Annotated in this window: 10 protein-coding genes; 4 read left to right on the forward strand and 6 right to left on the reverse strand. The window is 71.1% G+C overall.

Going from position 1 to position 14,220, the window contains the following annotated elements:
* Nucleotides 1–8 precede the first annotated feature (8 nt).
* The 3 genes from glyQ (at nucleotide 9) to J7520_RS01360 (ending at nucleotide 4,314) form a co-directional block, all read left to right on the forward strand.
* Entirely contained in the window at nucleotides 9–914 is a 906-nt protein-coding gene (glyQ, locus tag J7520_RS01350) for a glycine--tRNA ligase subunit alpha (RefSeq protein WP_291182995.1), read from the forward strand.
* A gap of 108 nt (nucleotides 915–1,022) precedes the next feature.
* A complete protein-coding gene (gene glyS / locus J7520_RS01355; protein ID WP_291182996.1) occupies nucleotides 1,023–3,182 on the forward strand; it encodes a glycine--tRNA ligase subunit beta in 2,160 nt (719 codons plus the stop codon).
* Between the two features lie 295 nt (nucleotides 3,183–3,477).
* Nucleotides 3,478–4,314 (forward strand): YbaY family lipoprotein, encoded by an 837-nt coding sequence (locus J7520_RS01360; protein WP_291182997.1) that lies wholly within the window; start codon nucleotides 3,478–3,480, stop codon nucleotides 4,312–4,314.
* A gap of 36 nt (nucleotides 4,315–4,350) precedes the next feature.
* On the opposite strand, the gene J7520_RS01365 is transcribed toward J7520_RS01360, so the two are convergent.
* From J7520_RS01365 to J7520_RS01375, 3 genes are read right to left on the reverse strand one after another with little or no spacing between them, the layout of a single operon-like run.
* Entirely contained in the window at nucleotides 4,351–7,422 is a 3,072-nt protein-coding gene (locus J7520_RS01365) for a CusA/CzcA family heavy metal efflux RND transporter (protein ID WP_291182998.1), read from the reverse strand.
* A 4-nt stretch (nucleotides 7,423–7,426) separates the two neighbouring features.
* Nucleotides 7,427–8,566, reverse strand: a complete 1,140-nt coding sequence (locus J7520_RS01370) for an efflux RND transporter periplasmic adaptor subunit (protein ID WP_291182999.1) — start codon at nucleotides 8,564–8,566, stop codon at nucleotides 7,427–7,429.
* On the reverse strand, nucleotides 8,563–9,795 hold the full coding sequence (locus J7520_RS01375) for a TolC family protein (protein ID WP_291183000.1): 1,233 nt from the start codon (nucleotides 9,793–9,795) through the stop codon (nucleotides 8,563–8,565). Before J7520_RS01375 ends, J7520_RS01370 begins: the two co-directional genes overlap by 4 nt.
* Here J7520_RS01375 and J7520_RS01380 point away from each other — a divergent pair.
* Entirely contained in the window at nucleotides 9,779–9,970 is a 192-nt protein-coding gene (locus J7520_RS01380) for a hypothetical protein (RefSeq protein WP_291183002.1), read from the forward strand. The genes J7520_RS01375 and J7520_RS01380 overlap by 17 nt on opposite strands.
* A gap of 49 nt (nucleotides 9,971–10,019) precedes the next feature.
* Here the strand turns inward: J7520_RS01380 and J7520_RS01385 are convergent, their stop codons facing one another.
* The 3 genes from J7520_RS01385 to mnmG are packed head-to-tail and all read right to left on the reverse strand — an operon-like array spanning nucleotide 10,020 to nucleotide 14,002.
* Nucleotides 10,020–11,450, reverse strand: coding sequence for a sensor histidine kinase (locus tag J7520_RS01385; RefSeq protein WP_291183004.1), 1,431 nt, complete (start codon nucleotides 11,448–11,450; stop codon nucleotides 10,020–10,022).
* A complete protein-coding gene (locus J7520_RS01390) occupies nucleotides 11,447–12,112 on the reverse strand; it encodes a response regulator (RefSeq protein WP_291183006.1) in 666 nt (221 codons plus the stop codon). Before J7520_RS01390 ends, J7520_RS01385 begins: the two co-directional genes overlap by 4 nt.
* Before the next feature lie 12 nt (nucleotides 12,113–12,124).
* A complete protein-coding gene (gene mnmG, locus J7520_RS01395) occupies nucleotides 12,125–14,002 on the reverse strand; it encodes a tRNA uridine-5-carboxymethylaminomethyl(34) synthesis enzyme MnmG (RefSeq protein WP_291183008.1) in 1,878 nt (625 codons plus the stop codon).
* Between the last annotated feature and the right edge of the window lie 218 nt (nucleotides 14,003–14,220).

Below are 14,220 nucleotides of genomic sequence, written 5' to 3' on the forward strand. Positions count from 1 at the left end.
GCTTCCGCATGCCCGGACCGACTTTCCAGGACGTCATCCAGACGCTCAACCGCTACTGGGCCGCGCAGGGCTGCGTGCTGATCCAGCCGCTCGACACCGAGGTCGGCGCCGGCACCTTCCACCCGGCCACCTTCCTGCGCTCGCTCGGCCCCGAGCCCTGGGCCGCCGCCTACGTGCAGCCCTCGCGCCGGCCGACCGACGGCCGTTACGGCGACAACCCGAACCGCCTGCAGCACTACTACCAGTACCAGGTGGTGATGAAGCCGAACCCGGACGACATCCTCGATCGGTACATCGGCTCGCTGAAGGAACTCGGCGTCGATCCGCTCGTGCACGACCTGCGCTTCGTCGAGGACAACTGGGAATCGCCGACGCTCGGCGCCTGGGGCCTCGGCTGGGAAGTCTGGTTGAACGGCATGGAAGTCACCCAGTTCACCTACTTCCAGCAGGCCGGCGGCCTGGAATGCAGGCCGGTGACCGGCGAGATCACCTACGGCCTCGAGCGCCTGGCGATGTACCTGCAGAACGTCGACAACGTCTACGACCTGGTCTGGACGCACGGGCCGCACGGCGCGGTCACCTACGGCGACGTGTTCCACCAGAACGAAGTCGAGCAGTCGACGTACAACTTCGAGCACGCCAACGTCGAGAAGCTGTTCGCCTGGTTCGACACCTGCGAAGCCGAAGCAAAAAAACTCGTCGAGGCCGGCCTGCCGCTGCCGGCCTACGAGCAGGTCATGAAGGCCAGCCACACCTTCAACCTGCTCGACGCGCGCCGCGCGATCAGCGTGACCGAGCGCCAGCGCTACATCCTGCGCGTGCGCACGCTGGCGCGCAGTGTCGCCGAGGCGTACTACGCGCAGCGCGAGAAGCTCGGTTTTCCGGGCTTGCGCAAGACGCCGGCTGCCGCCTGAAACCCACCGAACCCAGCACTGACGTCATGCCCGCGAACGCGGGCGTCCATCGAGAAGCCTTTGGATTCCCGCTTGCGCGGGAATGACGGCAAGGAAAACAACGCCGCCATGAGCCAAGACAACGCCTCCCTGCTGATCGAACTCGGTACCGAGGAACTGCCGCCGAAGGCGCTCGACGAACTCGCGGCCGCGTTCGCGACCGGCGTCCGCGACGGCCTCGGCAAGCGCGGCGTCGCCGCCGACGTCGCCGGCGCGAAGACCTATTGCTCGCCGCGCCGCCTCGCCGTGCTGGTGCCCGGCGTCGCCGCGCAGCAGCCGGCGCAGAAGTCCGAGGTGCTCGGGCCGTACCTCAACATCGGCCTCGACGCGAACGGCGCACCGACGCCGGCGCTGAGCGGCTTCGCCGCGAAGAACGGCGTCGCCGTGGACCAGCTGCAGCGCATCAGCGATGCCAAGGGCGAGCGCTTCGTCGCGCGCAGCGAGAAGCCGGGCCAGGCGACCTCCGCGCTGATTCCGGAGATCGTCGCCGAGGCGCTGAAGGCACTGCCGATTCCCAAGCCGATGCGCTGGGGCGACCACGACTACGCCTTCGTGCGCCCGGCGCACTGGCTGGTGATCCTGCACGGCAATGCGATCGTCGACGGCGAGATCCTCGGCCTGAAGTCCGGCCGCATCTCGCGCGGCCATCGCTTCCATCATCCGCAGCCGGTACACGTCGCCGACGCCGATTCCTGGCTCGACAGCCTGCGCGCCGCCAAGGTGCTGGCCGATCCGGCCGAACGGCGCGCGCGCGTACGCGACGAAGTCGCGCGCGCAGCGAAGCAGACCGGCGCCGTGCCGCGTCTGTCCGACGCGCTGTGCGACGAGATCGCCAACCTGACCGAATGGCCGGTCGCGATCGCCTGCGCGTTCGAGCGCGACTTCCTCGCCGTGCCGCAGGAAGCGCTGGTGACGACGATGGAGACCAACCAGAAGTTCGTTCCCTGCTTCGATCGCGACGCCGCCGACGCCGGCGCCAAGCTGACCGAGCACTTCATCGGCGTCGCCAACATCGACTCGAAGGACCCGGCCGAGATCCGCAAGGGCTACGAGCGCGTGATCCGCCCGCGCTTCGCCGACGCCAAGTTCTTCTGGGACGAGGACCTGAAGGCGAAGCTCGCGGCGAACCAGGAAGCGCTGAAGAACGTGACCTACCAGCAGGCGCTCGGCAGCGTCTGGGACAAGAGCGTGCGCGTGGCGGAACTCGCGCGCGTGATCGGCAACCGCGTCGGCGTCGACGCCGGACTGGCGACGCACGCGGCCGCGCTGTCCAAGTGCGATCTGATGACGCGCATGGTCGGCGAGTTCCCCGAGCTGCAGGGCGTGATGGGCCGCTACTATGCGACCGCCAACGGCGAGAACGCCGAGGTCGCGCAGGCGCTCGACGAGTTCTACCGGCCGCGCTACGCCGGCGATGCGATCGCGCAGGGCAAGGTCGGCCAGGTGCTCGCCGTGGCCGAGCGCATCGACACGCTGGCCGGCATCTTCGCCGTCGGCCTGAAGCCGTCCGGCAACAAGGATCCGTTCGCGCTGCGCCGCGCGGCGCTGGGTCTCGCGCGCACGCTGATCGAGGCGCCGCTCGCGCTCGACCTGCCGGCGCAGCTCGCCGAAGCGCTGGCCGCGCTGCCCGAAGCCGCGCTCGTGGCGGGCCTGCCGAAGGCCAAGGACGGCAAGCCGCCGGTGCTCGACGCCGGTGCGCGCCGTGACGAACTCGCGCGCGAACTCTACGACTTCGTCCTCGACCGCCTGCGCGGCTACTACGCCGATCGCGGCATTTCCGGCGACGCGTTCGAAGCCGTGCGCGCGCTGGCGCCGGCCGACCTGAGCGACTTCGACCGGCGCCTGCGCGCCGTGGTCGAATTCGCCCGGCTGCCGCAGGCACAGGCGCTGGCCGCGGCGAACAAACGCATCGGCAACATCCTGCGTCAGGCCGGCGAAACCGGCACCGGCGCGATCGACGAGAGCCTGCTCGAAGCCGGCGCCGAGCGCGAGCTCGCCGCCGCACTCGGCGCGGCGCAGACCGATGCCGCGCCGCTGATCGCAGCGCGCGACTACGTCGGCCTGCTGACGCGCCTGGCCTCCCTGCGCGACGCGGTCGACCGCTACTTCACCGACGTCATGGTCATGGCCGACGACGCCAGGCTGCGCGCGAACCGGCTCGCCCTGCTGGCGAGTCTGCGCAGGCTGTTCCTGCGCGTCGCCGACATCTCGCTGCTGCCGGCCGGCTGATCGCCGCCGACGGCGGCGAAAAAGCGCGGTTGTTGCAAGGATTGTGAACTTCCCGCTAAGCCGGCGGAAACACGGGTACCGTCGCGCAACCGGCGTAAGCTGCTGCCGCAGGAGGATTTGCGCACAGCGCCGGGGCGGATTATCGTCGTCGCTTCAGGAACGTGCCGGCCGCCCCGATTCCAGCCCGCGGCCGGCGTCCCGACCCCGATGCGCCTTGCGTCGCGTTGATCGCACGGGGCAGGTCGTCGCTCCCGATATACGATTGTCTTCGTCATCAGTTTGGAGGTTTGCCATCATGCGCAGTCAATGGATCGCGGTCGTCGCCGCGCTGGTCTTTCTCGGCGGATGCGATTCCGCGAACCAGAACGGCGCCGGCGCGCCGGGCAAGAACGGCGCACCGGCCGCGCCGGCGATCGCGCCGGGCACCACGATCAACGGCACGGTCACCTTGCACGATCCGATCCCGGTCGCGCAGGGCGCCAAGCTCGACGTCAAGCTGGTCGACGTCGCGCAGCCGGAAGTCGCGATCGCCGAGAAGGAATTCGAGGTCGGCGGCGCGCCGCCGCCGTACACCTTCGCGCTGGATTTCGATCCGGGCAAGATCGCCGCGACGCGCACCTACGTCGTCAACGCGCTGATGACCGACGGCCCGCGCCGCTTCGTGCCGGCGCTGAGTTCGCCGGTGCTGACGCACGGCTCCGGCACCACCGTGCAGGTCGTGATGAATGCCGAAGCGACGCCGGCGGAGAAGCTGAAAGAGGAATACAAGAAGCTGCAGGCGCACATCGGCGGCATGAAGAAGGTCGACGGCACCTACACCACCGACACCGCCTCGATCGCCTGGGACGCCTTCTCCGAAGCCGGCGCGGTGCGCTACGTGCGCGTCAACACCGTGCTCGACGCGGGCGGACGCAGCGCCGTGTTCTACGCGTTCACCAAGGACGGCAAGCCGATGATGGTGCAGCAGAAGGGCGGCTCGGAGGTCGGCTGGGGCGAGGACGGCCACGTGCTCGTCAACGAGAAGTCCGGCGGCGGCACGGTGGCCGACGCCGAGATCAAGTCGATGAGCGAAACCGCGGCCAAGACGCTGCAGATGGCGCAGGAAAAGGTCGACGCGGGCAAGCGCAAGTAAGTCGCTTTTCGGCGCGGCGCTCCGACGCCGCGCCGCTCACTCCCGCTCGCCGACGATCAGCGGGAACAGCAGCGGCAGCAGGTTCAGGGCGATCAGGGTCGCCGACACGATGCCGCCGACGATGACGACCGCGAACGGTCGCTGCGTCTCCGAACCGATGCCGTGCGACAGCGCGGCCGGCAGCAGACCGAAACCCGCCATCAGCGCCGTCATCAGGATCGGCCGCAGACGCTGCGCCGCGCCTTCGACCACCGCCGAGGCGAGCGCCACGCTCCGGCGCCGCAGCGCCTCGATCTGCTCGACCATGATCACGCCGTTCTGCACCGAGATGCCGGCGACCGCGATGAAGCCGACCGCCGCCGAGATCGACAGGTGCAGGCCGGCCAGCGCCAGCCCGGCCAGTCCGCCGATCAGCGTGAACGGCACCGTCGCCAGGATCAGCAGCGCCTTGCGGATCGAGCGGAACGCCCAGAACAGCAGCACGAAGATGCCGACCAGCGACAGCGGCACGATAACCATCAGCCGCGCGGTCGCGCGTTCCTGGTTCTCGAACTGGCCGCCCCAGGCGATGCGGTAGCCCGGCGGCAGCGTCACCGCGTCGGCGACGCGGCGCATCGCCTCGGCGACGAAGCTGCCCTGGTCGCGGCCGAGCACGTTGGCCTTGACCGCGGCGATGCGGCTGCCCGATTCGCGCAGCACGCGCGCCGCGCCCTGGCGCTCCTCGATGCGCGCGATCTCGGCCAGCGGCACGACGCCGGCGCCGCCGGGCAGGCTGACCGGCAGCTCGCCGACCTTCTCGACCGAATCGCGGTACGCCTCGGCCAGCCGCAAGGTCACGTCGAAGATGCGGTTGCCCTCGTAGAAGCTGCCGGTGGTGGCGCTGCCGAGCGCGGTCGCGACCGTCGTCGCGGCGTCGTTGACGTTCAGCCCCAGGCGCGCGAGCGCGGCGCGGTCGAGCGTGACGTCGAGTTCGGTCTGGCCGCCGATGCGCACTTCCTCGACATCGGCCGCGCCGGGCACCCCGCGCAGCACGTCGACGATCTCGCGGCTCTTGGTCGCCAGCACGTCGAGATCGGGGCCGAACACCTTGATCGCGATCTCGCCTTTGACGCCGGACAGCGCCTCCTCGACGTTGTCTTCGATGTACTGCGAGAAGTTCGTCGGCACGCCGGGCATCGCGTGGATCTTCCGCTCCATGTCGCGCACCAGCGCTTCCTTGTCGGGGAAGCGCCATTCGCCGTGCGGCTTCAGGTCGGCCATGATCTCGATGTTGTTCGGCCCCTTCGGATCGGTGCCGTCGTCGGGCCGGCCGGTCTGCGTGATGACCGAGGCGACTTCCGGATACGACAGCAGGATCGTGCGGATGCGCTGCTCGATCTCCTGAGTCTTCATCAGCGCGGTCGACGGCGGCAGGTCCACCGTCAGCCAGATGTTTCCCTCGTCGAGCTTGGGCAGGAATTCGCTGCCGAGCAGCGGCGCCAGCGCCAGCGCGAGCGCCAGCACGGCGACCGCACCGCCGACGACCAGGCGCGGATGCGCGGCCCAGCGCGCGAGGTCGGTGCGGTAGCGCTGCTGCAGCCACGCCATCCAGCCGCTGTGGCGTTCTTCCATGCCCGGCTTGCGCACCGCCCACGACAGCAGCGCCGGCACGAAGCTCAGCGTGAACGCGACCGCGCCGAGCAGCGCGAACGCGAGCGTCATCGCCATCGGCGCGAAGATCTTTCCCTCGACGCGCTGGAAGGTGAAGATCGGCAGGAACGCGAGGATCAGGATCGCCTTCGAGAACACCACCGGCTGGCCCAGCGCGACGGTGGTCTGGCGCAGCGCGTCGAGCCGCGTCGTCGCATCGGCGCCGCCATGCGCGGCGTCCAGCGCGAGGCGCACCATCAATGCCTCGACCAGCACCACCGCGCTGTCGATGATGATGCCGAAGTCGACCGCGCCGAGCGAAATCAGGTTCGCGTCGACGCCGCGCAGGCGCATCAGCAGGAACGCGGTCAGCAGCGCCAGCGGAATCACGCAGGCGACGATCAGCGCGGCGCGCCAGCTGCGCAGGAACACCAGCAGCACCGCGATCACCAGCACCGCGCCGGTGGCGAGGTTCTCGCTGACCGTGTCGACGGTGTGCCGGACCAGCTCGGTGCGATCGTAGATCGGGCGGATCTTCACGCCGGGCGGCAGCTGCGGCTGCAGCTGCGCGATATGCGCCTTCAAAGCGGTGATCACCTTGGCCGGATCTTCGCCCTTGGTCATCACGACGATGCCTTCGACGACGTCGTCCTGGTGGTCGTAGCCGACGATGCCGCTGCGCTGGCGATGGCCGATCGCGGCCTCGCCGATGTCGCGCACCAGGATCGGCTGGCCGCCGCGCACGGCGACCGGCACGCGCGCGATGTCCTCGACACCGCGGAACAGGCCGATCGCGCGCACCACCAGGTCTTCGTCGCCGCGCTTGAGCAGGCCGCCGCCGGTGTTCGACGAATTCGCCTGCAAGGCCTGCGACACCTGCTCCAGCGAGAGGCCGTACTTGCGCAGCAGGTCCGGATGCACGTGCACCTGATACTCGCGGATCGCGCCGCCGAAACCGCTGATGTCGGCCACGCCGGGCACCTGGCGCAGCGCCGGCTCGATCGTCCAGTCCTGGATCGCGCGCACCTCGTCGAGCGGCATCGACGGCGGCGCCTCGACCAGGTAGCGGTAGATCTCGCCGACCGCGGTCGACAGCGGCGCCAGGCTCGGCTGCACGCCGCTCGGCAGCGTGATCTGCGACAGCTTCTCCAGCACCTGCGCGCGCGCGAAGTAGTCGTCGGTGCCGTCGGCGAAGGTCATCGTCACCACCGACAGGCCGCTCATCGAGATCGAGCGCAGCTGGGTCAGCTTCGGCACGCCGTACTCGGTGCGCTCGATCGGCAGCGTGACGACGCGCTCGACCTCCTCCGGTCCCTGTCCGGGCACCAGGGTGATGATCTGCACCTGCACGTCCTGCACGTCCGGGAACGCCTGCACCGGCAGGCCGGCGAACGCGTACAGCCCGGCGATCGCGATCATCGCGGTGATCGCGACGACGAACACGCGCTGCTTCAGCACGAACTCGACCAGCGCGTTCACGCCGCTACTCCGCCTGTCCCAGCTCGGCGTCGAGCAGCAGCGCGCCGCGCGTGACCACGCGCTCGCCGGCGGCGAGGCCGGAACGCACGAAGGCGCGCTGCTCGCCGACCACGCCGAGTTCGAGCGCGCGCCGCTTCAGCACGCCGGGCGCTTCTTCCACGAAGGCGTAGTGGTGCAGGCCGACGCTGACCAGGGCGGAATTGGGCACCGCCACCTGGCGACTGCCGCCGTCGGCGAGCGGACTGACGCGCGCGAACAGCTCGGGCTTCAGGCGCGCATCGCCGTCGAGGAGTTCGACGCGCACGGCGATGCGCCGCGTGGCCGGGTCCAGCGCGGCGCCGATCGTGGTGACGCGGCCTTCGAAGGAGCGGTCGGCGAAGCCGTCGACCTCCACGCGCACCGCCTGGCCGACGCGGACCTTGCCGAGGTCCTGCTCGGCGAGCTCGAAGCTCACCCACAGCCGCGTCGGATCGGTGATCACGAACAGCGGCGCGCTGGCATCGGGCCGCACCTGCATGCCGGGATTGATCGCGCGGTCGACGACGATGCCGGCGATCGGCGCGCGCAGCGCGTAGCGCGGACTGGCGCCGGACGGGTCGAGATTCTTCAGCACGGCGTCGGCGCGCTCGAGCTCGGCGCCGGCCTGGGCGAGGTCGTCTTCGGCGCTCTCCAGGTCCTTGCGCGCGAGCACGCCGAGGTCGGTCAATGCGCGCGCGCGTTCCAGCGCCTTGCGCTTCAGCGCGTGATCGGCCTGCGCCTTGCGCGCGTCCGCGCGCGCCTGCGCGAAGTCCGGCGAATCGAGCCAGGCCAGCACGTCGCCGGCCTTCACCGCGGTGCCGGGCTTGGCCACCAGTTCGCTGACGCGGCCCTGCACCGGCGAGGCGACGCGCACGGTGCGGTCCTCGTCGAACGCGAGCTTGCCGGGCAGGGCGTCGAGCGCCGGCGCCGGAAATTCGGCGGCGGGCTCGATGTCGAGAAAGCTCAGCTGCTCGGCGCCTGGCGGGTAGCGCAGCGTGTCGGCCGGCGCTCGCGGCGGCGCCGCGGCCGCGAGCGGCGCCGGCCGCGAAGCGGCGCGCCAGGCCGCCACGCCGAACACGAGGGCGGCGAGCACAACAATGATGGCGATCAGGCGCGACCGGCTCATGCGGAAGGCTTCTCCATGGAGGCGCTCGCCGCGGCGAGCGCGGCCAGCGCTTCGGCGAAGTCGGCGCGCGCGTCGGTGGCGTCGTCCTCGACCGCCTTCAGCTCGCGCCGCGCGTCGAGCAGTTCGATCAGCGCGAGGCCGCCGCGCGCGTAGGCGGTCTCGGCGGTGCGCTCGACGCGTCGCGCGCGGTCGACCAGATCGCCGTCGTAGCGGCGCAGCCGCTCGTTCGCGCTGCGCACGTCGGCCAGCGCGCGGCCGAGGTCGGCGCGCGCCGCCACCTGCGCCCGCGCGAGCTGCGCGCGGGCGGCGTCGATATCGGCATTGGCGCGCGCGATCTCGCCGTCGTAATGATTGCCGGTGAACAGCGGCACCGAGACGCCGAAGCCGAGCAGCGTGTGGCCGAACGGAGCCGGATTGTGCTCGTAGTTCGCGCTGACGGAGATGTCGCGCTTGCGCTGCGCATGCGCGAGGTCGAGCGCGGCCTGCGCGGCGGCGATGCGGCGTTCGGCCGCCTGGACGTCCGCACGGCCGTTCGCGGCATCCGCTTCCGGCGCGACGAAGCCCGGACCCGGCCAGTCGTCGACCGCTTCGAGCGCATCCGCGTCCTGACCTGCGTCGAGCAAGGCCGCCAATGCGACGCGCGCGTCCTCGCGCGCGGCGTCGGCCTGGCCGGCCGCGTTGTCGGCCTCGGCCGCGCCGATGCGCAGGCGCTCGACGTCGAGCGCGGCGATGTCGCCGTGGCGCAGGCGCGCTTGCGCCGCATCCAGCGAACCGCGCGCGAGAGCGGCGAGGGCATGCGCCGATTCGCTCTTCTGCTGCGCGCGCTTGAGTTCCCAGTACGCCTGCGTGACCACCAGGCGCTCGCGCCGCACCACGTCGTCGTAGTCCGCCTCGCTGGCGTCGCGGTTCGCCGCGGCGGCGGCGAGGCGGTGACGGCGCTTGCCGCCGCGCTCGAACGGCTGCTGGATGCTGACGATCGTGTCGAAACTCTTGTCCCAGAGCGAGCCGGGACCGTTGTGACCGGCCGGGTTGATCTTCGAGGTGCCGTAGCTCAGTGTCGCGTTGGGTCGTTCGCCGGCGCTGATCTCGTCGGCCGCGGCCTGGTCGACGGCGGTCTGCGCGACGGCGAGGTTCGGATCGTGCGTGCGCATGCGTTGCAGCGCCTGCGACAGAGTCAGGCCGGCTGCGGCCTGTTCGGCGAACGCCGTCGGCGTGGCCAGCGAAATCATCCAAAGCAACCGCAGCGCGGTCGACCGGTCCATGTTCGTCGCTTCAGGCGGAAAAGGTTCCAGAGGCTTCCGGATCGCGCACGTCGCGCAGGTGCTCGTGCGGAAAAAAAAGGCGGCCCACCTGGGGAAAATGGGCCGCCTCGGGCTGGTGCGCGAGTCGCCCTCCTGGGGATGAAAGCGACCGGGGGTGCACACCGCGGAGAAAGTCTACGGCGCGGAAGCTTTCAGGAACCTGACAAGTTGCGGACGTTCGTCGCGGCGGTGAATTCGACGCGCACGCACACGCCGCGCGCGCCGGATCCGGTGCGGATCGAGAAGTCCGCCTCGTGCGCGCGCGCGATCTCGTCGACGATCGCGAGGCCGAGGCCGCTGCCGTTGCCGTCCGCGCCGGGCATGCGATAGAACCGTTCGCGCACGCGCTCGCGCTCGTGCTCGGGAATGCCGGGACCGTCGTCCTCGACTTCGAGGAAGGCGCCGTCGAACGGCGCGCCTTCGATCGCCGCGCGGCCGCAGCGTACCGTCACGCTGCCGCCGGCCGGCGTGTAGTTGAGCGCGTTGTCGACCAGGTTCGCGAGCAGTTCGCGCAGCAGCCAGGCGCTGCCGGACACGCGCACCGGAGCGGTGTCGGCACCGAGGTCGATGCGCGCGGCGAGCGCGCGATCCAGGTGCGCGGCGACGGCCTCGCCGACCAGCGCCTCGAGTTCGATTTCCTGGAAGTTCTCCGGCACGTTCGCTGCCGGCTCCGCACGCGCCAGCGCGAGCAGCTGGTTGGCGGTGTGGGCGAGGCGGCGGCTGCTCTGATGCAGCGCCACGATGCGTTCGCGCACCTGCGCGGCGGCCGCATCGCGTTCGAGCAGTTCGAGCTGCGCGATCATGCCGGTCAGCGGCGTGCGCAGCTGGTGCGCGGCGTCGGCCAGGAACCGCTGCTGCGAACGCGCCGAGGCGTGCACGGTGGCGAGCAGGTTGTTCAGCGCACCGACCAGCGGCCGCACCTCGTCGGGCACCGGCGTGTCCAGCGGCGCCAGGTCGCGCGGCGAGCGCTGGCGGATCTGCGCGCCGAGCGCGCGCAGCGGACGCAGGCCGTAGCGCACGCCGAACCAGATCAGCAGCAAGGTCGCGGCGAGCTGCACCAGGTCGGTCAACACCACGCTGGCGAGGATGCGCGTGGTGGCGGCGCCGCGCTTGCGCGTGGTCTCGGCGATCGCGATGACGACGTCGGTGGCGCCGACCTGCGTCGCGTAGCGCGCGACGCGCGCTGCGTGCCCGCGGAAATCGACGTCGCGGAACGAGGGATTTTCCGCGCGCGCCGCGCCGGTCGGCAGATCGGCGTCGCCGCTGATCAGGGCGCCGTCGGCGCCGCGCACGGCGTAGTAGATCGAATCGACGCTGTCGGCGCGCAACACCGCGACCGCCTGCGGCGGCAGGTCGGCGTCGATGCGGCCGTTGCCGTCCTCGTCGCGCAGATGCGCGGCGATCGCCAGCGCGTCCTCGCGCAGCGCGCGGTCGTAGGCGCTGCGGATCGCTTCGGCGCCGGCGCGGTAGTCGATGTAGATGCCAATGCCGAGCAACGCGGTCAACGGCACCAGCAGCAGGAACAGCAGGCGACGTCGGATCGACGGCGCGCCGATCGCGACGGCGTCGTCCGGCGCATTCATCCGGCGTCGTCGAGCCGGTAGCCGAGGCCGCGCACGGTGAGGATCTGCAGCGCGCTGCCGAGCTTGGCGCGCAGGCGCGAGACGTAGACCTCGATCGCGTTCGCGCCGATGTCCGCGTCCCAGTTCGCGATCGCCTGCATCAGCCGCTCCTTGGCGACGACGCGGCCGGCGTTCAGCGCGAGGCATTCGAGCACGGCCCACTCGCGCCGCGTCAGGTTGACCGGCGCGCCGTCGACCTCGGCGCGATGCGCGGCGAGATCCAGGCGCAGGCTGCCCAGCGCGAGCGCCGCGCTGCTGACCGAACGACTGCGCCGGATCAGCGCGCGGCAGCGCGCGATCAGCTCCGGCAGCTCGAATGGCTTGACCAGGTAGTCGTCGGCGCCGATGTCGAGCGCGCTGACGCGGTCGGCGAGGCCGTCGCGCGCGGTCAGGATCAGCACCGGCAGCGCCGAGCCGTTGCGGCGCATGCGCTGCAGCAGGGTCAGGCCGTCGGCGCCGGGCAGGCCGATGTCGACCACGGCGAGATCGAAGCTTTCCGCCGCCAGCGCGCTCGAGGCGTGCTCGGCGGAGTCGACGTGGTCGACCGCGTAGCCGGCCTTGTCCAGGCCGCGGCGGATCGCATCGGCGACCAGCGCATCGTCTTCGACGACCAGGATGCGCATGGCGGCGCGGCGTCAGGCGGCGCGGCGGCCGCCGCCGCGCTTGAGGTGGATCAGCAGCAGCGACACGGCTGCCGGCGTGACGCCGGAGATGCGGCGCGCCTCGCCGATCGTCTGCGGCCGCGCGCCGGAGAGCTTGGCCAGCACCTCGGCGGAAAGGCCGCGCACCTTGGCGTAGTCGAACGCGGCCGGGATCGCGGTGTCGTCGTGGCGGCGGTTGCGCTCGATCTCCTCGCGCTGGCGCTCGAGGTAGCCGGAGTACTTGACCGACACCTCGACCTGCTCGGCGACCGCGACCTCGTCGGCGCCGGGCGCGATGCCGTCGACGCGGACCAGGTCGCGATAGGCGATCTCCGGACGGCGCAGCAGGTCGAGCGCGTTCGTCTCGCGCGAGACGGCGACGCCGAGCGTGGCTTCGACGGCGCGGCCGAGCGCGTTCGCCGGCGTCGCCCACAGTGCGCCGAGGCGCGCGGTCTCGCGCTCGATCGCGTCGCGCTTGCGGCGCAGCGCGTCGTGGCGTTCCTGCGCGACGCAGCCGAGTTCGAAGCCGATTTCCGTCAGGCGCAGGTCGGCGTTGTCCTCGCGCAGCTGCAGGCGGTACTCCGCGCGCGAGGTGAACATGCGGTACGGCTCGCTGGTGCCGTTGGTGATCAGGTCGTCGATCAGCACGCCGATGTAGGCCTCGTCGCGGCGCGGCGTCCACGGCTCGCGCTGCTGCGTCGCGCGGGCGGCGTTGAGGCCGGCGATCAGGCCCTGCGCGGCGGCTTCCTCGTAGCCGGTGGTGCCGTTGATCTGGCCGGCGAAGTAGAGGCCGGCGACGGCCTTGGTCTCGAGCGAGGCCTTCAGGCCGCGCGGGTCGAAGTAGTCGTACTCGATCGCGTAGCCCGGCCGCGTGATGCGCGCGTGCTCCAGGCCGCGGATCGAGCGCACCAGGTCGAGCTGCACGTCGAACGGCAGCGAGGTCGAGATGCCGTTCGGGTAGATCTCGTTGGTCTCCAGGCCTTCGGGCTCGATGAAGATCTGGTGCGAGGCCTTCTCGGCGAAGCGCACGACCTTGTCCTCGATCGACGGGCAGTAGCGCGGGCCGGTGCCTTCGATGACGCCGCCGTACAGCGGCGAACGGTCGAGCGCGCCGCGGATGATCTCGTGCGTGCGCTCGCCGGTGTGCGTGATCCAGCAGCTGACCTGGCGCGGATGGTCGGCGCGCGAGCCGAGGAAGGAGAACACCGGCGCCGGCTCGTCGCCGGGCTGCTCTTCCAGCTGCGTGTAGTCGATCGTGCGGCCGTCGATGCGCGGCGGCGTGCCGGTCTTCAGGCGCCCGACCGCGAAAGGCAGTTCGCGCAGGCGCTCGGCCAGGGCCAGCGAGGGCGGATCGCCGGCGCGGCCGCCGGCGTGCTGGGTCAGCCCGACGTGGATCTTGCCGGCGAGGAAGGTGCCGGCGGTCAGCACCACCGCGGGAGCGCGGAACTGGAGGCCCGATTGCGTCACCACGCCGGCGACGCGGCCCTGCTCGACGATCAGCGCGTCGACCGCCTGCTGGAACAGGTCCAGGCCATCCTGTGTCTCGACCCGACGCCGGATGGCCGCTTTGTACAAAACGCGATCGGCCTGGCAGCGCGTCGCGCGCACGGCCGGGCCTTTGGAGGCGTTCAAGGTGCGCCACTGGATGCCGGCGCGGTCGGCCGCCGCGGCCATCGCGCCGCCGAGCGCGTCGATCTCCTTGACCAGGTGGCCCTTGCCGATGCCGCCGATGGCCGGATTGCAGCTCATCTGGCCGATCGTCTCGATGTTGTGCGTCAACAGCAGCGTGCGCGCGCCGGTGCGCGCGCTGGCGAGCGCGGCCTCGGTGCCGGCATGGCCTCCGCCGACCACAATGACGTCGTAGTTGTACATGGCTGCTGCTCGGTTCGAATCCGGCGCGAGGGCGCGGCGCTTGCGTAAGGGCGTCATTCTAGCAACGCGCCGGCGCGGCGCTGGCATGGAATCTGCTGCATCCCGGAGTACTCCCACCGGCGCCCGACGTATGCGAGCACGTCGCTGATCGGAATTCAGGGGCCGGTTGCGCGTCGGTGGGGGTATTTTTCTTTTTCTTGGCGGCGCCCCTGACTTAG

It is taken from the genome of Dokdonella sp. (genome assembly GCF_017744955.1).
In the GTDB taxonomy this organism is placed as follows: Bacteria; Pseudomonadota; Gammaproteobacteria; order Xanthomonadales; family Rhodanobacteraceae; genus Dokdonella_A.

Excerpts from the sequence above, each read along its gene's own strand:
- glyQ (WP_291182995.1), top strand. The coding sequence starts at position 9 with ATGCCCGGACCGACTTTCCAGGACGTCATCCAGACGCTCAACCGCTAC.
- glyS (WP_291182996.1), top strand. The coding sequence starts at position 1,023 with ATGAGCCAAGACAACGCCTCCCTGCTGATCGAACTCGGTACCGAGGAA.
- J7520_RS01360 (WP_291182997.1), top strand. The coding sequence starts at position 3,478 with ATGCGCAGTCAATGGATCGCGGTCGTCGCCGCGCTGGTCTTTCTCGGC.
- J7520_RS01370 (WP_291182999.1), bottom strand. The coding sequence starts at position 8,566 with ATGAGCCGGTCGCGCCTGATCGCCATCATTGTTGTGCTCGCCGCCCTC.
- J7520_RS01375 (WP_291183000.1), bottom strand. The coding sequence starts at position 9,795 with ATGATTTCGCTGGCCACGCCGACGGCGTTCGCCGAACAGGCCGCAGCC.
- J7520_RS01385 (WP_291183004.1), bottom strand. The coding sequence starts at position 11,450 with ATGAATGCGCCGGACGACGCCGTCGCGATCGGCGCGCCGTCGATCCGA.
- J7520_RS01390 (WP_291183006.1), bottom strand. The coding sequence starts at position 12,112 with ATGCGCATCCTGGTCGTCGAAGACGATGCGCTGGTCGCCGATGCGATC.
- mnmG (WP_291183008.1), bottom strand. The coding sequence starts at position 14,002 with ATGTACAACTACGACGTCATTGTGGTCGGCGGAGGCCATGCCGGCACC.